The organism is Streptomyces sp. S.PNR 29 (assembly GCF_030386795.1).
Classification (GTDB): Bacteria; Actinomycetota; Actinomycetes; order Streptomycetales; family Streptomycetaceae; genus Streptomyces.
This window is the reverse complement of sequence record NZ_JANUQM010000007.1, coordinates 128,945-146,030: the sequence shown is the minus strand read 5'-3', so window position 1 is coordinate 146,030 and position 17,086 is coordinate 128,945. Positions and strand designations below refer to the sequence as shown.

Genomic DNA, 17,086 nt, shown 5'->3' with positions numbered 1-17,086 from the left:
CCGCCGTGTCTATCACCTGGTGCGGGCCACGGGAACCACGCGCGTAGCGCGCGTCACGGTCAGGCGGTCTGCTCCGGCGGCGCCTGCGGCGCCTTCTCCAGGAAGCGCAGCAGCTCCACCGGGAACGGGAGCACGAGCGTGGAGTTCTTCTCCGCGGCCACCGCGACCACCGTCTGCAGCAGCCGCAGTTGCAGCGCGGCCGGCGTGTCGGACATCTGCTGCGCGGCCTCGGCCAGCTTCTTCGACGCCTGGAGCTCGGCGTCGGCGTTGATGACCCGGGCCCGGCGCTCACGGTCGGCCTCGGCCTGGCGGGCCATGGACCGCTTCATCGTGTCCGGCAGGGACACGTCCTTGATCTCGACCCTGTCCACCTGCACGCCCCAGCCGACGGCCGGGCTGTCGATCATCAGCTCCAGGCCCTGGTTGAGCTTCTCGCGGTTGGACAGCAGGTCGTCCAGGTCGCTCTTGCCGATGATCGACCGCAGGGACGTCTGCGCCATCTGCGAGACCGCGAACTTGTAGTCCTCGACCTTCACGAGCGCGTTGGCCGCGTCGACCACCTTGAAGTACACGACCGCGTCCACCCGCACGGTCACGTTGTCCCGGGTGATGCCCTCCTGGGCCGGCACCGGCATCGTCACGATCTGCATGTTGACCTTGTGCAGCCGGTCCACGAACGGAACGATCACGGTGAACCCGGGCGGCCGCACGTCACCCGCCAGCCGTCCGAGGCGGAAGACCACCCCACGCTCGTACTGCTTGACGACCCGGGCCGCCGCGGCGACGTAGACGACGCCAACGGTTCCGGCGGCGACAACAGCGGTCAGCACTGCCTCAAGCACGATGACGACTCCTTGCCGGCCGTCTTGCACGCTTGTGCGAGTTTTCGCACCTCCTGTAACGATATGCCCGGCCGGACGCTCTGGCGAGCTCCGGCCGGGCAGGGGTGCTTCACACCGGGATCGCTAGGACGCCACGGCCTTCTCCGGTTCCGGAGTGGTGACCTTCACCGGCTCGGTGTCGGGCGCGCTGTGCCGCTCGGCCCAGTTCTCCAGCGCCGTACGGCAGGCGTGGTCCAGGTGGTGCAGCCCGGACAGGTCCAGCTCGACGGGCCGGTCCTGGGGCAGCGCCTCCAGGCTGTCGAGGATCTTCGGCAGCCGCAGGAAGGTCGCGTTGCCCGACAGGTACACCTGGATCGGGCCGGCTCCCTTGTCGATGACATCCAGCTTCAGGTGCGAGGCCTCCCAGGCGGTCTTGATCACGGACAGGGCCAGACCGATGAGCACGCCCTCGAACATGTTCACCGCGACGATCGACACGGCCGTGACCACCAGGATCAGCGCCTCGCCCTTGTGGCTCCGCCACAGTGTCGCGATCTGGCGGAACGGGATCAGCTTCCAGCCCGCGTGCACGAGGATGCCGGCGAGGGCGGGAATCGGGATCAGTGCCAGGGCCCACGGCATCGCGGCGGCGAACAGCAGCAGCCACACGCCGTGCAGCACACGCGACGCCTTGGTCTTCGCGCCCGCGTTGACGTTGGCGGAGCTGCGCACGATCACCGCGGTCATCGGCAGCGCGCCGAGCAGACCGCACACCGTGTTGCCCGCGCCCTGGGCGATCATCTCCTTGTTGTACTCGGTGCGGGGACCGTTGTGCAGACGGTCCACGGCCGCGGCGCTGAACAGGCTCTCCGCCGAGGCGATGAGCGTGAACGCGATGATGGTGCCCCAGATGGCCGGAGTGGCCAGCTCACCGAAGGCCTCGGCGCCGGGCGGCTGGATGACGCCGAGCAGGCCCTCCACCTCGACCGTGGCGACCGGGAGGCCGAAGGCGAGCGTGGCGACCGTGGCCAGCGTCACCGCCGCGAGAGCGCCGGGCACGGCCTGTACCGCCTTCGGCATCTTCTTCCACAGCACGATGACGGCGATGGTGGCCGCGCCGATGGCGAGCGAGGTCAGAGCCTCGGTGCTCTTCAGCGCGTCGGCGAACGCCCCCGGGAGTCCCGCGATCTTGCCGAGTCCGGTCTCCGGGGCCTTCAGGCCCGCCGCCGCGTAGATCTGGCCGGCGATGATCACCAGGCCGATGCCGCAGAGCATGCCCTCGACGACGGCGACGGATATCGCCCGGAACCAGCGGCCCACCTTGAGGAAGCCCATGGCGAGCTGGAGCAGTCCGGCGATCAGCACGATCACGCCCAGCGCGGCCACGCCGAACTCGCTGACGGCCTCGAAGACCAGCACCGTCAGGCCCGCGGCGGGCCCGGACACCTGGAGGCTGCTGCCGGGCATGAGCCCGGTGACGAGGCCACCCACGATGCCGGTGACAAGACCCAGCTCGGCGGGGACGCCGGAGGCGACGGCCACACCGACACAGAGCGGCACGGCGACCAGGAAGACGACGATGGAGGCGGCGAAGTCCTGCCGGAGATAAGGAAACTTGGTCATGGCAGTCATGGCGCGCCTCACAGAGCCTCGAACGTGTCGGTCTCCGCGCGGTGTTCGCGCACGGCCCCGGTGTGCACCTCGTAGTACCAGCCGTGCAGCCGGAGTTGGTCGTTCGCCAGCAGCTTTTCGATGCAGGGGTAGGACCGCAGCCGCAGCAGTTGCGTCAGCACGTGGTGCTGGACGGCCTCGGCGACCGTCGGGTCGGCCTTGTCGGAGCACTTGGGCTCCTCCGCGGCGTGCGCCAGCCAGTCACGCACGGCCGGTACGGCGTCCAGGTCGTCACCGCGCACCACGGCGCCCACGGCACCGCAGTGCGAGTGGCCGCAGACCACGATGTCCTTGACGCCGAGCACCTCCACGGCGTACTCGATGGTGGCCGCCTCGCCGGTGGGGGTGCCGGAGCCGTACGGCGGGACGATGTTGCCCGCGGTGCGCAGCTCGAAGAGCTGGCCGGGGCGGGCGCCGGTGATCAGGGCCGGTACGACCCTGGAGTCGGCGCAGGTGATGAACAGGACCTCGGGGGACTGGCCCTCGGCCAGCTTGGCGAACTCCTCAGGGCGCTGTCCGAACGTGCGGGCGTTGTCGATGAGGGGTTGCATGTGGTGACTCCTCCTGGCGCGCCGGTCGGGGGGCGCGTCGGGCTAATGGGACAGAGGTGGGGGGACTGCTCTGTAGCTCAGCAGCGGAACACCTGTAGAGCGGCCGGTGTGTGATCGGTCGGCCATCTCGATGTGCGCAGATGCGTGGCACCGGGTGCGGCCGGCTCGGGTGCGGTCCAGGCGCACGGCCTCAGGAGCGGGCGTTCGGGCGCCTCGGGCGCGGAGTCGGCGGTGCGGTGCCGGTCGCGGGTGCGCAGGGGGCCGGTCGGGTCCCCTGCGCTTCCGGCATCCCGGCAGTGGACGTGCTCGTCGCGCAGGGACTGGCCGGAGGGCTTGATTCCGGGCTGACCCTTGGCCACGGCATGACGGGCCGTGTGCGCGGATGCGAAGGATGCCGTAGGGGCGAAGAACTGCAGGGCCAGCAGAACGGCGGCGAGGAGCGAAACCACGGTCCGGGCCGTCGTACCTCGGAACATGCGCCCCCCTTCAGGCAGTTCACGCCTCTAGTGCAGACCAACGGTTGGTCAACGGCTGGTCAAGAAACACATTAACCCTGCAAAGTCGTTTGCAGGGTTAACTTAACGTTTCGAGCTGAAGAGAGCCTGAAAACCGTGGATCGGCTGGCGTGAACCGGGCCTTGTGGCGCGGCCGTTGCTGAGGTAATGGGGCCCGTCGGGCGGGCCCGGTGTCAGCGGGACTCGACGAGTCGCTGGGCGTCGCGGGCCAGCGCGGTGAGCCGGGAGATCGCCCGGAAGTACTTCTTGCGGTAGCCGCCCTTCAGCATCTCCTCGCTGAACAGCCGGTCGAAGGGCAGGCCGGAGGCCAGGACCGGCACCTCACGGTCGTAGAGCCGGTCCGCGAGGACGACGAGCCTCAGCGCCGTCGACTGGTCCGGCACGGGGCGCACGTCGGTGAGGCACACCGCCTTCACGCCGTCGGTCAGCGCGCCGTAGCGGCTGGGGTGAACGCGGGCGAGGTGGTCCAGCAGTTGCGGGAAGGCGTCCAGCGTGGCGCCCGGGGTGGCGTGCGCCGCCTTGGTCACCTGCTCGTCGGAGTACGGCGCCGGCGCCTCGGGCAGGCCGCGGTGGCGGTAGTCCTCGCCGTCGATGCGCAGGGTGCGGAAGTGGGCGGACAGGCCCTGGATCTCGCGCAGGAAGTCTGCTGCCGCGAACCGGCCCTCGCCGAGTTTGCCGGGCAGCGTGTTGGAGGTGGCGGCGAGCGCCACGCCCGCGTCCACCAGCTTGCCGAGCAGGGTGGAGACGAGGACGGTGTCGCCGGGGTCGTCGAGCTCGAACTCGTCGATGCACAGCAGGCGGTGGCCGGAGAGGGTCTGGACGGTCTGCTGGAAGCCGAGGGCGCCGACCAGGTTGGTCAGCTCCACGAACGTGCCGAACGCCTTGCGGGCGGGCTCGGCGTCGGTGGCGTGCCAGAGGGAGGCCAGCAGGTGGGTCTTGCCGACGCCGTAGCCGCCGTCGAGGTAGACGCCGCGGGGGCCCGCCGGGGCCTTCGGCGCCCTGCTCCTGCCGAAGCCGAAGAAGCCGCGCCTGCCGGTGCCGGCCTGTGCCCCGCCGAGCCCGGCCGCGAAGCCCTCCAGGACGCGTACCGCCTCCGTCTGGCTGGGCTGGTTCGGGTCCGGGATGTACGTGCTGAAGCGCACCGAGTCGAAGCGCGGCGGCGGCACCATCTCGGCGACCAGCCGCTCGGCGGGGACGTGCGGCTCACGGGCGCACAGGGACAGCGGAGCGGCGTCGGCTATCGAGGTCGGACCGGGGGCGGCGGAGGAGGACGACACGGTTCACCATGCTAGGGCCTGCTCGGTGGGGGTGTGCGGGGCCGCTCGTGGGGGTTCCCTCACATTCCGGGCGCCCGGGGCCCTGTGGTATTCGCCGGGCGGGCCCCGAGCCGTGCCAGACTTCACGGTATGCGACGCCTGTTCCCTGTGACCGACGAGACAGCAGTCAGGACCTTCGACGGGATATCCGGTGAGGAGAGGCGGGGGGGTGCCGGGGCCGGCCTTCGGGCCGCTGCCGCCGGTGCGGCTCCTGGAGCCGGCGGCCCGGGCGGAGCGCACGTTTCCAGCCATGTCGACCGGGAGTGGAGCCTCACCGAGCTGGCCGACGCCTACGCCTATCCCGAGGCCGGTACCGGGCGGCGGGAGCCCTGGCTGCGGGCCAACATGGTGTCCACGCTCGACGGGGCCGCGCAGCACGACAATCGTTCGCAGCCCATCTCCAGCGCGGCCGACATGCGGATCTTCGGCACGCTGCGGGCGCTGGCGGACGTCGTGGTCGTCGGTGCGGAAACGGTACGTCAGGAGGGGTACCGCCCCGCTCGCGCGCGTGCCGAGTTCACGGCGATGCGGGAGGCGGCCGGGCAGGGGCCCGCCCCGGCGATCGCGGTGGTCACCGCCGGCCTGGAGCTGGACTTCTCGCTGCCGCTGTTCACCTCGCCCCTGGTGCCCACGCTCATCCTGACGGGCGCCGCGGCCGCCCCCGACCGCGTCGCCGCCGCCGAGAAGGCGGGTGCCCGGGTGGTGATCGCCGGCGACGGCACCGGCGTGGACCCCGCCCGCGCCGTCCAGGCCCTCGCCGGCCTCGGTCACACCCGGCTGCTGACCGAAGGCGGCCCGCGGCTGCTCGGGCAGATGGTGGCGGCCGGCGTGCTCGACGAGCTCTGTCTGACCGTCTCCCCGATGCTCACCGCGGGTGACGCGCAGCGCATCGCCGGAGGGCCCTCGATCGCGGTTCCGCAGCGGTTCGCGATGGTGTCCCTCCTGGAGGAGGAAGGCTTCCTCTTCAGCAGGTACCGGCGGGCCTGAACGCCGGTACAAAGGCAGGGCAGGTCCCGAATCGGCAGGAATGTACCGTTCCGTTCAGCTTCGGGCGGGCACACTGGATCAGGCAGTACCCGTGCGGTTACGGGGCAGGATGGTTTCCGCAGGGCCTGCACGGCCCTCGAAGGAGAAGGGGCGCGCCTGATGTTCACCAGCGTGTTGATGATCGAGAAGGCCCTGACGTCCGCCGACGTCGAGTTCGTCACCACCCTGCACGGAGACGAGCCGGTCGCCTTCAACGTGCTGCTCCAGCCGCGCGGCGACCAGGCCGATCGCCTGCTGCGGGCCATCGACGACATCGCCCTGGGCGAGATCGACGAGGCGGCCCGGGAGGGCGAGACACCCGAGGGTGAGGAGGCCAAGAGCGAGGGGCAGCGGGCGCTGGAGGTGTCCCTGCGGGCCCTGCACGCCTCCGGCAGCGAGGCCGACGGCCGCCTCGTCGAGGACCATCCGCTGGACGCCCTGAAGTCCCTGGTCGAGGAGGTCGCCGCCGACGAGGTGATCGTGCTGACCGACCCGCACTACGTCGAGGAGTTCTTCCACCGGGACTGGGCGTCGCGGGCTCGGCACAAGGTGGGTGTGCCGGTGCTGAAGCTGTTCTCCCACAGCAAGGCCTGACGGGCGGCGGTTGCGTCGATGATCTTGAACGGTTCGGCATAGGCTGGGCCGCTGAACGTCCGCCGTATCAGTACGCACAGCGTCAGTACGCACTAGGGAGAAACGCATGGCACCCGGCCTTCCCACCGCCATGGACCGACCGCACTTCATCGGCATCGGCGGCGCCGGAATGTCGGGTATCGCGAAGATCCTCGCCCAGCGCGGGGCGAAGGTCGCCGGCAGTGACGCGAAGGAGTCCGCGACCGCCGAGGCCCTGCGCGCGCTGGGGGCGACGGTGCACATCGGGCACGCGGCGGACCACCTCGCCGACGACGCGAGCTGCGTGGTCGTGTCGTCGGCGATCCGCCAGGACAACCCCGAGCTGGCCCGCGCCGCCGAACTGGGCATCCCGGTGGTCCACCGCTCCGACGCGCTGGCCGCCCTGATGGAGGGCCTGCGCCCGATCGCGGTCGCCGGCACCCACGGCAAGACCACCACGACCTCGATGCTGGCGGTGTCCCTGACGGAGCTGGGCCTGCAGCCGTCGTACGCGATCGGCGGTGACCTGGACGCCCCCGGCTCCAACGCGCTGCACGGCGACGGCGAGATCTTCGTCGCCGAGGCGGACGAGTCGGACCGCAGCTTCCACAAGTACACGCCCGAGGTCGCGATCGTCCTCAACGTCGAGCTCGACCACCACGCCAACTACGCCTCGATGGACGAGATCTTCGAGTCCTTCGAGACGTTCGCCGGGAAGATCGTCCCCGGCGGCACACTGGTGATCTCCGCCGACCACGAGGGCGCGCGGGAGCTGACGCGGCGGCTGGCGGGCTCGGTGCGGACGGTGACGTACGGAGAGGCGGAGGACGCCGACGTACGGATCCTGTCCGTGGTCGCGCAGGGCCTGAAGAGCGAGGTGACGGTCCTCCTGGACGGCACGGAGCTCACCTTCACGGTCTCCGTCCCCGGCCGCCACTACGCGAGCAACGCCGTCGCCGCCCTCACGGCGGCCGTGGCGCTGGGCGTCCCGGCCGCGGAGCTGGCCCCCGCGCTGGCCGCGTACACCGGTGTCAAGCGGCGCCTGCAGCTGACGGGCGAGGCGGCCGGAGTCCAGGTCATCGACTCCTACGCCCACCACCCGACGGAGATGACGGCCGACCTCGAGGCGATGCGCGCGGCCGCCGGTGACGCCCGGATCCTGGTCGTCTTCCAGCCGCACCTGTTCTCCCGCACCCAGGAGCTGGGCAAGGAGATGGGGGAGGCCCTCGCCCTGGCGGACGCGTCGGTCGTCCTGGACATCTACCCGGCCCGGGAGGACCCGATCCCCGGCGTGACCAGCGACCTGATCATCGAGGCGGCCCGCGCGGCGGGCGCGGACGTCACGCCGGTCCACGACAAGGCCGAGGTGCCGTCCGTGGTGGCGGGAATGGTGAGGCCGGGCGATCTCGTTCTCACGATGGGCGCGGGCGACGTCACCGACCTCGGCCCGCGCATCCTGGACCGTCTGTCGAAGTGAAGTGAGGGGCTGAAGGCTCATGCCGTACGACGTCGAGAAGCCGGACGAGCAGTGGCGCGCGGAGCTGACCCCGTCGGAGTACGCCGTCCTGCGCGAGGCCGCCACGGAACCCGCCTTCACCGGTGAGTACACCAGCACCAAGACCAAGGGCGTCTACTCCTGCCGCGCCTGCGGCGCCGACCTGTTCACCTCGGACACGAAGTTCGAGTCCCACTGCGGCTGGCCGTCCTTCTACGACCCGAAGGACAGCGACGCGGTGGAGCTCGTGGAGGACCGCTCGTACGGGATGGTGCGCACCGAGGTGCGGTGCGCCCGGTGCGGCTCGCACCTCGGGCACGTCTTCGAGGGCGAGGGATATCCGACGCCGACCGACCAGCGGTACTGCATCAACAGCATCTCCCTGCGGCTGACGGCCGACGAGGGCTGACGCGGGCTCCCGCCCTTTCGGGGCGGCCCGCCCTCGCGGGTACTGTCGTCCCAGTGCGGACGGCACGACGAGGGGGGCGCCGAGCGATGCGGTTTCTGTTCGTCCACGGCACGGGGGTGCGGCGCGAAGGCCACGACCGGCTGTGGGAGCGCGTCCGGTGCCGGCTCCTTGAGCGGTTTCCCGAGGCCTCGGTCGCTTCCTGCTTCTGGGGGGAGGCGTTCGGGGTGCCTCGTGGCGCGGGAGGGCGTGCGGTCCCCGGGGAGCGCCGGACCCGTGCCGCGGGCGACGGGGCGGTGGTTCCGCCGGACCAGGAGGCGGCCGAGTGGGCGCTGCTGCTGGCCGACCCGCTGTGCGAACTGCGGGTGCTCGCCGACACGGGCGGCACCGACGACGGCTTCGGCCCGCCGGGGGTGCGGGCGGCGGGCTCCGAGGTGATGGAGCTGCTGGCCGAGCTCCCCACGGACCCGGGCGAGGGGGACGAACTCGGCGGGCTGCTGCGCGGCACCGGCCTGGCCCGCCACTACCCTCCCGCGCTGGAGACCGTCCGCGCCTCGGACGAGGCGACCCGTGCCGCCGCGAACGCCTTCGAGGAGCCGGCCGCCCGGGAGTTCGCCGTCGCCGCCGCCAGAGCCCTCGTGGCCGAGGCCCTGGCCCGGGCCGGCGCCGACGCGGAGTGCACGGGCGCCGAGCGGGACCGGATGGTCGAGGTGATCACGGCCCGGCTCGGAGGCGACGCGCGGTGGCCCGGCGGCCGGGCGGCGGCGCTGCTCGGGAAGCTCGCCCTGCGCGTCACCACCCAGCCCGCCCTCAATCTGTGGCGGGGGCCGATCACCCAGCAGGCCACCCCTTTCCTCGGGGACATCCTCCGCTACCAGGCCAGAGGGCAGGCCCTGCGCGACCACCTGCACCGCACGATCACCGCCGATGACGGGCCGACCGTGCTGGTCGGACACAGCCTGGGCGGTGTCGCGCTGGTCGATCTGCTCGCCCAGCGCGCCGCGCGCGGAGAGCCCCTTCGGGGCCCGCGGCTCCTCGTCACCGTTGGATCCCAGGCGCCCTTCCTGCACGAACTGGGCGCCCTGGCCGGCCTGGAGCCGGGCGACCCCCTGCCGGACGGCTTCCCCCGCTGGCTCAACATCTTCGACCGTCAGGACATGCTGGCCTTCCTCGCGGAACCGGTCTTCCCCGGCGACCCCAGGGTCACCGACCACGAGGTGAGTAGCCGGCAGCCGTTCCCTCCGTGCCACAGCGCGTACTGGAAGATCGGCGGCGTCTACGACGGGATCGCCCGAGCCGTGGCGGAGGCCGGGTGACCGACCGGAACAGCCTCCTCCCCGCGACCCTGTGCCCGCAGCGGACGTACGCGCTGGTCGTCGGCGTCGAGCAGTACGCGCTCACCGCGCGCTGGAACCTGCGCGGCGCGGCGCGTGACGCGCTGCGGTTCGCCCGGTGGCTCACCGGCCCCGCACAGGTGCCGCCGGACAACGTCCGGCTGTTGCTGTCCCCCCTGGACCCGGAGGGCCTCGACTGGTCGGCAGCCGCGCAGCTCGCCGCCCTGAAGGACCGGTGCCGGCCCGCGACCGAGGAGAACGTGCGCAACGCGCTGTTCCGTGAACTCCCCGAGTGCGACGGCGACATGCTGTGGATCTACTGGGCCGGGCACGGCTTCCTCTCCCCGAAACGCGAGATGATGCTGCCGTGCGCGGACGCCCACCGGGGCGAGATCCGGCACCTCAATCTGGACTCGGCGCTGCACTGGTGGCGCACCGACCTGGTGCGGTGCCGCTTCCCGCTGCAGGCGGCCCTGGTCGACGCATGCCGTGTCGAGGTCCCGCGGGGCAGCGCGTTGAACTTCCCCAGCTTCGACTACGGGGGCGGCAGTCTCCGCACCGGGCGGCGGCAGTTCGAGCTGTACGCCTCCCGCGAGGGCGAGGCGTCGCGGAACGACCCGGAAACGGCGTCGGGCCAGTTCACCGAGGTCCTGCTCGGCGAACTGGCGGACCGGAACCTGCTCGACTGCACAGCCGGCCTCGCGGAGATCGCCCGCCGCGTGCACCTGCGCTTCGAGGATCTGCGGCGGAACAACGGGACCCGGCAGCTCCCGCAGTTCATCAGGGACCGCGACTGGACCGAGAGCTCGTTCCTCGACGACGGCCCGGGGGCCCTCCCGCCGGCCGCCGCCCGGCTCGACCAGCCCGCCTGGGACGGCCTCGGACCGCTGTTCGCGGACCGTTCCCTGCCCCGGCACACCTACGACGCCTACACCTGGGCGTTCAAGGTCACCGGATGCGCGGCTCCCGTGCACACGGGGCTGCCCGGAGAGAGCCTGACCGACATCGCCCTCGACCTCGACGAGCGGCAGGGACACCGGCCGGACACCCCGCTGACCCTGCCGTTCGTACGTTTCCTGGCCGACCGCGCCCGGGCGACCGACCCCGACTGGGCGGCCCGGCTGAGCGACTGGGTGGAGCGCACCCGGCAGCGACTGGGCGCACCGGCCCTGCCACCGCCCCCGTCCCGGGCCCGCAGCACCGTGCTGCACCTGCGGCTGGAGCCCGCCGCCGACGGCGAGGACCTCTATCTGGCCCGCATGTGGCTGCGCCGGGACACGACCACGGCGATCTGGGAGTCGGAGGACCGTCCGCTCACCCTCGACCAGGTGCGCGAGGAGCTGGCCGGCCAACTGAAGCGCACGGCCCACGCGTTCGGCGCCCCCTCCGACCCGGACGCGTACGCCGGCGTCGAACGCGTCGAGTTCCATGTGCCGTTCGAGCTGCTGGACGTCCCCTTCGACCAGTGGCCGATGCCGGTCCGGCGGGGCCGGACCCGCCCCCTCGGTGTGCTGCACCAGGTCGTCGTCCGCTGCCCCGAGGAACGGGACGACTCGCGCGCGGCCTGGCTGCGCAAGTGGAGCTGGGCGCACGCACAGGGCGGCGCCTACCCCGACGCCGTACGCGTGGTGACGGATCATCAGGTGACCGGCGGCCTCGGCGTGGAACTCGGCATCGGACCGGCACCCGCCTGCGTGGTGGCCTCGGGCAGCCGGACGCAGGACGTGCTCGACGCGGCACTGGAGGGCGGGGTGCCGGCGACCGTGTGGTGGCGCGACGGCGGACCGTCGGCGGGAGGCGCCGAGGAGGCGGAACTGGCCGCGCTGCTCGCCCCCGCCGACGACGGCACACCGACGACGAACGTGCTGACCCTGCCCCGTGACCTCCACACCCTGCGCCGCAACCGGGCCTCGGCCCCGGCGGCAGGCGGTACCGGCAGCCGGATGGCACTGCTGTGGGACGATCCCGACCACACGATGGACGTCCGGTCCCTGCACGGCCCGGCGGCAGCGGACCCGTCGCGACCATGAAGGAACCAGGGGGTGCCCCGATGACGGGGACGCAGCAGGACTGGTGGCTCTACCAGGGAGCCGGCGGCACCGAGGAGCGCCGCGAGCGGCTGAAGGCCACGCCCGCGCCGCCGTGGCGCGAGTTCACCGACACGCCCGATCCCTCCTGCCCACCGCCGGCCTGCCAGGGCGAGGCGTGGGAGCGGACCCTGAAGCGCGGCGAGGGTTACGTCCCCGGCAGGGACGAGGTCGATGTCGTCAACACCGCCCTGTACCTGCGCAGGCCCCTCCTCGTCACGGGCAGGCCGGGCGTCGGCAAGTCGACCCTGGCCCACAGCATCGCGGCGGACCTGGGGCTCGGGCCCGTGCTGCACTGGCCGATCACCAGCCGCACGGTCCGGCGCGACGGCCTCTACCTCTACGACGCCATCGGCCGCCTCCAGGAAGCCAACCTGCACCGGGCGCTCACGACCCCGGCCGGCCCGGCGGAACCGCCCGCGGCGGACGCGGAAGCCGCGGACCAGGACGGGGGCGAGCCCTCGTCGATCGCCCGGTTCCTGCGGCTGGGCCCCCTCGGCACCGCCCTGCTGCCCCAGGACCAGCCCAGGGTGCTGCTGATCGACGAGATCGACAAGAGCGACATCGACCTGCCCGGAGACCTGCTCACCCTGTTCGAGGACGGCGGATTCGAGATCCCGGAACTGGCGCGCCTGGCCGCCGACCAGCCGGAGGTGGTCGTCGCCACCGACGACGAGCAGGACCGGTACGTGACGATCCGGCGCGGCCGCGTGCAGTGCCGCTACTTCCCCGTCGTGGTGCTGACGAGCAACGGCGAGCGGGACTTCCCCCCGGCCTTCCTGCGCCGCTGCGTACGCCTCCACCTCCAGGCCCCGGACGCCAAGAAGCTGGCCCGCATCGTCCGCCGTCGGCTCGGCGTCGACGTGGAGCAGTCGACCGAGTACCAGCAGCTGCTGCAGGACTTCATCGACCGCAGGGCCGACGGGGACCTGGCGACGGACCAGCTGCTCAACGCCATCCAGCTCCGGCTCAGCCGGGCCTGGACGAACCCCGGCGACCGTGCGCGGTTCCTCGACACCGTGATGCAGCACCTGACGGGGCCCCCGGCATGAGCGACGAACGGCGTCGAGGCCGCCGGAATCGAGCCGCCGGGTGATCGAGGAGCTGCTGAGCGCGTTCGCCGAGGGAGGCCCGGACGTCGGGGTGGACGAGGTCGCGGACATCCTGTGGCTGGCGGCCCGGGTGGACGCCGCCACCCGCACCCGGCGCACCGAGCCGCCCGCCCCCGAGCCGCTCCCGGCCCCCGGCCCGCGACAGCCCGCAGCGCCCGCCCGCGAACCGGAGGCGCAGCTCTTCACGGCACGGTCCGCGACGACGGCTACGGAACCCGAACAGGACGGCACGCGCTGGGGCGCACCCCTGCGCGTGGCGCGCGCGGCCTCGCTGCACGACCCGCTGGGCCTCATGCGCTCACTGCGGCCCCTGGGCCGGCGGGCCATCGGCGGCCCGGGCGACCGGCTGGACGAGCAGGCGACCGTGGAGCGCAGCGTCGAGCAGCAGCTGCCGTGCCCGGTACTGCTTCCGGCCGAGAGCAGATGGCTGGACCTCGCCCTGGTCGTCGACACCCACCACTCGATGCTGCTGTGGACCGACCTGGTCGACGAACTGCGCCGGGTCCTGACCCGCAGCGGCGTCTTCCGCGACGTACGCACCTGGTACCTGTCCGGCACCACGGACTCAGGGACACCCGGGGTGGCGCACCGGCGCGGCGCGCCACCGCGCAGACCGGCGGAGATCGCCGACCCGTCGGGGCACCGGCTGATCCTCGTGGTCACGGACACCGTGGCCGACGGCTGGCGACAGGGCGCACTGCACGACGTGCTGCGCCACTGGAGCGGACACAACTCGGTGGCCGTCCTCAACGTCCTCCCCGAACGGCTGTGGTCCCGCGCCGCCGTCCGGCCGGTGTCGCTGTCCCTGCGCGCCGACCGTCCGGCCCGGCCCAGCCGGTCCTGGCAGCGTGCCGCCACCCCCCGCACCCGTGCGCGGCGCCGGCGCGGACCCACGCCGACGCCGGGGACGCCGCCCGTGGTGCCGGTGGTCTCCGCGTCCCCCGAGAGCCTGGCGCGACTGGCCCGTCTCGTGGCCGGAGACGGCGGATGGCACCGCCTGGCCTGCCTGCGGCTCGACGCACGGCAGGACGGTGGCACCGGTACGGAGCCGCCCGCCACGGGCGGCGCGCCCGACCCGCTGGCGGCTGTGGAGCGCTTCCGGGCGAACGCTTCTCCCACCGCCCAGCAACTCGCCGCGTACCTGGCGGCGGTGCCGCTGACCCTGCCGGTCATGTCGCTGGTACGGCACTCCCTCCTGCCGGGCTCGGAGCACGGCCACCTCGCCGAGGTGGCCCTCGGCGGGCTGTTCGAGCCGTGGGGTACGACCGTTGCCGACGTCCCGCCCGACGACCTGACGTTCGACTTCCTGCCCGGTGTGCGCGACGCGCTGCTCGGCTCTCAGCTGCGCGGAGACGTGGCCGCCGTGCGGGAGCTGGTCCGGCAGAGCGTCTGGGACCACCTGGACCGTGGCCGGGGTTCCGGCAGGGAGTTCAGTGCGACGCGGGTCGGCCGGGGGGCGTCCGGTCGGCGGCGGGTGGAGGCGGGCGAGGAGTCCTTCGCCGAGCGGCGCGCGCGTGGGACGGCATCCCCGGCCGATACCGCGCCGAGCGGCCTGGCCGGCCGGCTGGTGCGTGTCTCGCCCGTGGTCTCCACGGGCGGCGACGACAACGTCGGCCTCCTGGTGGCACCGCATCTGGTGCTCACTTGCCTGCTGGGCCCGGCCGGTGGCGACCCGGGGTACGTCGTGAGTGTCGGTGGCCGGAACATCTACGCCCGGGCCGTGTGGAGCGAGGGCCGTACGCCGGGTGCCGCCCTGCTCCTCACCCAGGAGACGATCCTCGACGCGGAAGCGCCGGAGCCGCTCCGCTGGGCGTCACCGGATCCCTCCGCACCCGTGCCGGTGGACATCGACGCCTTCTCCGAGGTCGGCGATCCCGTCCGGTTGGGCGGAGAGGCACACCCGGCGGGGAACGTGCTGAAGGTCGGCATCACCGAGCCCCACCCCACGACGGGGTGGCCGCAGCTCGCGGGGGCGCCCCTGTCCAGGGGCGGGGAGTTCAGCGGTGTGATCGTGGGGCGGGAGCGGGCAGGGGCGAGGTTCGTCGCTTTGTCCGCGAGCCGGTTGCTCTGGGACGAGGGATTCCGGCAGGTACTCGAACGGGCCCGCCAGGACACGGCGAGCTCGTTGCGCCTGGCCGTCGAGATCAAGTGGTACGACCGGCAGTCCGGTCCCATCGTCGACCCGGGACGGACGAGTGGCGAAGTGGCGGATCTCTTCGCCGAGTTGATGCAAGACACAGAGGTGGACGGCACCGTCACGCGGGAGGGCGGTCCAGGCAGACCCGATCTGTCCGTGGAACTGGACGCCCCGTCCGCCCTGCCCGGCCTGGGCCGGCTCCTCGCCGCACTGCCCGACAGGCTGGCCGACTACAGCGGCCGGCTGGGTGCGCCGCTGACTCTCGGAATGGCGGTGGACGAGGGGCCGGAGGGGCGGGAGACCGTCGAGGTGCTCCACCACGCGGAGTTCCGCAGACGGCATTACCGGATGCTGGTGGCGGAAGAAGGCCCGCTGCTGCTGGCCCTGTCCCGGCGCGTGCACCTGCGCATGATCGACTCCATGGTCCAGGAGGAGGCCGGATGGGGTCCCCTCTTGGGCAGACCGCTGTCCGACCCCTCCGGCTGGTGGTGCACCGACCGAGCCGCAGACCTCGGACGGGCGCTCACGGAGGCCGCGGACGCGGCACTCCCCTGGAGGCGCTGCGGTGTCGGGACGGGCAGCCGTCGCATCGGCGACGGTTGCGCCGGGCGGGCGCTGCCGGGCGCCGGGCTGTGCCTGGAACATGTTCCGGAGCAGGAGCGGACGCGCTATCTGGCCGCTCTGTCGCCCGGGGCGTGGGTCGACTTCTCCGGTACGACGTTCTCGGCGGCGCTGCTGGCCGAGTTGATGGAGGCGCTCCAGGACCCGGAATCCGGGCTCCACCCGGTCCTCGGGCGGGCGATCTTCGACCGGGCCGTCTTCGGCGAAGGCTGCGACTTCCAGGGTGTCGAATTCGAGGAGGCGCGGTTCGACAGAGCCGTGTTCGAGGGCGACGCCCGTTTCTCGCGGGCCATCTTCTGGGAATCCGCCTCGTTCGATCGTGCGGTCTTCCGAGGCTCGGCCCAGTTCTACAAGACCCGGTTCGCCGCCGAGGCCTCCCTGTGCCACGTGGTGTTCGCAGGGAACGCGCGCTTCACCGAGGCCCGGTTCGAGGACACGGCCTCCTTCGACCACAGCCACTTCCGGGCTACGGCGGCGTGGACGCGCACGCGCTTCCAAGGGGCGGTCTCCCTCGCCCACACGGTGTTCGAGGATCTGGCCGACTTCGAGACAGCGGAGTTCGAAGGGTCGGTCGACACCACGGGAAGACGTCTCGCACGCCGCTCCGAGACCGGTCTCCTCGCCGTCGAACGTCCTGACCAGCCGTCGGACCGCCCGGCCGACCTGCGCACGCTGATCGCCTCGGCTCAGGCCGTGCTCTTCGGCTTCGACGGGACTGTGTGCCGACTGTTCTCCGGTCACAGCCGCGAGTACCTCGCCCGCGAATACGCGGCCTGGCTCCGCGCGCGCGGCCTGGGCGCGCTGCTCCCGGCCGGGGACGTCATCGACCCCTACGCCCTGCCGGACTACGTCTCCCGCAGGCATCCGGGCAGTGATCTGGTGAGGGAACTGCAGGAGCGTCTGACGGCGGAGGAACTGCGCGCCGTGAGCAGCGCCTTTCCCAACGCGTACGCGGACCCTGTGCTCCGGTCCCTGCGGGCGATGGGGATGCGCGTCGCCGTCGCCACGCCCTGCTCGGCGCGGACCGTGCGGGCCTACCTCGAAAGCCGGGGTCTGGCTTCCGTGGTCGAGCACGTCTCCGGTCGCGGCACGACCCCGGAGGCCTCCCTCCTTCCGGATGTGGTCCGGGCCTTGGCCGCCTTGGGGACCTCCCCGGCCCGGGCCCTCATGATCGGCGCCACGCCCGCCGACTTCCGGGCGAGCCGGGAGGCGGGCGTCCCGTTCCTCGGGCTCGCGCACAACGACCGGGCAGAGGCTCAGCTGCGCTCGGAGGGAGCGGACCTGGTCGTCCCCTCCTTGGAGCCCGTCCTGTCCGTGATCCGGGACATCTCGGCCGGCCCGCCCCCGGCCGGCTGAACAGGGTCACGATCGGAGGTCGGTGA

At 72.5% G+C, this 17,086-nt stretch carries 13 protein-coding genes; 8 read left to right on the top strand and 5 right to left on the bottom strand.

Going from position 1 to position 17,086, the window contains the following annotated elements; translation table 11 throughout:
• Positions 1–59: 59 nt before the first annotated feature.
• The 5 genes from NW895_RS20280 to zapE form a co-directional block, all read right to left on the bottom strand.
• Entirely contained in the window at positions 60–842 is a 783-nt protein-coding gene (locus NW895_RS20280; RefSeq protein ID WP_289937155.1) for a slipin family protein, read from the bottom strand.
• A 123-nt stretch (positions 843–965) separates the two neighbouring features.
• A complete protein-coding gene (locus tag NW895_RS20275; RefSeq protein WP_289937154.1) occupies positions 966–2,444 on the bottom strand; it encodes a SulP family inorganic anion transporter in 1,479 nt (492 codons plus the stop codon).
• Positions 2,445–2,461: 17 nt separating this feature from the next.
• Complete coding sequence (locus tag NW895_RS20270; RefSeq protein ID WP_289937153.1) at positions 2,462–3,043, bottom strand: carbonic anhydrase; 582 nt, start codon at positions 3,041–3,043, stop codon at positions 2,462–2,464.
• Between the two features lie 77 nt (positions 3,044–3,120).
• Positions 3,121–3,519: a hypothetical protein gene (locus tag NW895_RS20265; RefSeq protein WP_289937152.1), complete on the bottom strand. Its 399-nt coding sequence runs from the start codon at positions 3,517–3,519 to the stop codon at positions 3,121–3,123.
• A gap of 212 nt (positions 3,520–3,731) precedes the next feature.
• On the bottom strand, positions 3,732–4,835 hold the full coding sequence (gene zapE, locus NW895_RS20260; RefSeq protein WP_289937151.1) for a cell division protein ZapE: 1,104 nt from the start codon (positions 4,833–4,835) through the stop codon (positions 3,732–3,734).
• Positions 4,836–4,964: 129 nt separating this feature from the next.
• Between zapE and NW895_RS20255 the strand changes: the two genes are divergently transcribed.
• The 8 genes from NW895_RS20255 (at position 4,965) to NW895_RS20220 (ending at position 17,060) form a co-directional block, all read left to right on the top strand.
• Positions 4,965–5,861, top strand: coding sequence for a pyrimidine reductase family protein (locus NW895_RS20255; protein WP_289937150.1), 897 nt, complete (start codon positions 4,965–4,967; stop codon positions 5,859–5,861).
• Between the two features lie 159 nt (positions 5,862–6,020).
• A complete protein-coding gene (locus NW895_RS20250) occupies positions 6,021–6,494 on the top strand; it encodes an indole-3-glycerol phosphate synthase (RefSeq protein WP_289937149.1) in 474 nt (157 codons plus the stop codon).
• Positions 6,495–6,600: 106 nt separating this feature from the next.
• Positions 6,601–7,989 (top strand): UDP-N-acetylmuramate--L-alanine ligase, encoded by a 1,389-nt coding sequence (gene murC / locus NW895_RS20245; RefSeq protein WP_289937148.1) that lies wholly within the window; start codon positions 6,601–6,603, stop codon positions 7,987–7,989.
• Between the two features lie 19 nt (positions 7,990–8,008).
• Positions 8,009–8,416 (top strand): peptide-methionine (R)-S-oxide reductase MsrB, encoded by a 408-nt coding sequence (msrB, locus tag NW895_RS20240; protein WP_289937147.1) that lies wholly within the window; start codon positions 8,009–8,011, stop codon positions 8,414–8,416.
• Positions 8,417–8,502: 86 nt separating this feature from the next.
• Complete coding sequence (locus NW895_RS20235; protein ID WP_289937146.1) at positions 8,503–9,729, top strand: hypothetical protein; 1,227 nt, start codon at positions 8,503–8,505, stop codon at positions 9,727–9,729.
• Entirely contained in the window at positions 9,726–11,777 is a 2,052-nt protein-coding gene (locus NW895_RS20230) for a caspase family protein (RefSeq protein ID WP_289937145.1), read from the top strand. The genes NW895_RS20235 and NW895_RS20230 overlap by 4 nt, the downstream gene beginning before the upstream one ends.
• A 20-nt stretch (positions 11,778–11,797) precedes the next feature.
• On the top strand, positions 11,798–12,886 hold the full coding sequence (locus tag NW895_RS20225) for a MoxR family ATPase (protein WP_289937144.1): 1,089 nt from the start codon (positions 11,798–11,800) through the stop codon (positions 12,884–12,886).
• Between the two features lie 40 nt (positions 12,887–12,926).
• A complete protein-coding gene (locus tag NW895_RS20220; RefSeq protein WP_354670098.1) occupies positions 12,927–17,060 on the top strand; it encodes an SAV_2336 N-terminal domain-related protein in 4,134 nt (1,377 codons plus the stop codon).
• Positions 17,061–17,086 lie beyond the last annotated feature (26 nt).

Coding starts and splice junctions, on each gene's coding strand:
- NW895_RS20270 (WP_289937153.1), bottom strand. CDS start 3,043: ATGCAACCCCTCATCGACAACGCCCGCACGTTCGGACAGCGCCCTGAG.
- NW895_RS20235 (WP_289937146.1), top strand. CDS start 8,503: ATGCGGTTTCTGTTCGTCCACGGCACGGGGGTGCGGCGCGAAGGCCAC.
- NW895_RS20250 (WP_289937149.1), top strand. CDS start 6,021: ATGTTCACCAGCGTGTTGATGATCGAGAAGGCCCTGACGTCCGCCGAC.
- NW895_RS20275 (WP_289937154.1), bottom strand. CDS start 2,444: ATGACCAAGTTTCCTTATCTCCGGCAGGACTTCGCCGCCTCCATCGTC.
- msrB (WP_289937147.1), top strand. CDS start 8,009: ATGCCGTACGACGTCGAGAAGCCGGACGAGCAGTGGCGCGCGGAGCTG.
- NW895_RS20265 (WP_289937152.1), bottom strand. CDS start 3,519: ATGTTCCGAGGTACGACGGCCCGGACCGTGGTTTCGCTCCTCGCCGCC.
- NW895_RS20255 (WP_289937150.1), top strand. CDS start 4,965: ATGCGACGCCTGTTCCCTGTGACCGACGAGACAGCAGTCAGGACCTTC.
- NW895_RS20225 (WP_289937144.1), top strand. CDS start 11,798: ATGACGGGGACGCAGCAGGACTGGTGGCTCTACCAGGGAGCCGGCGGC.
- murC (WP_289937148.1), top strand. CDS start 6,601: ATGGCACCCGGCCTTCCCACCGCCATGGACCGACCGCACTTCATCGGC.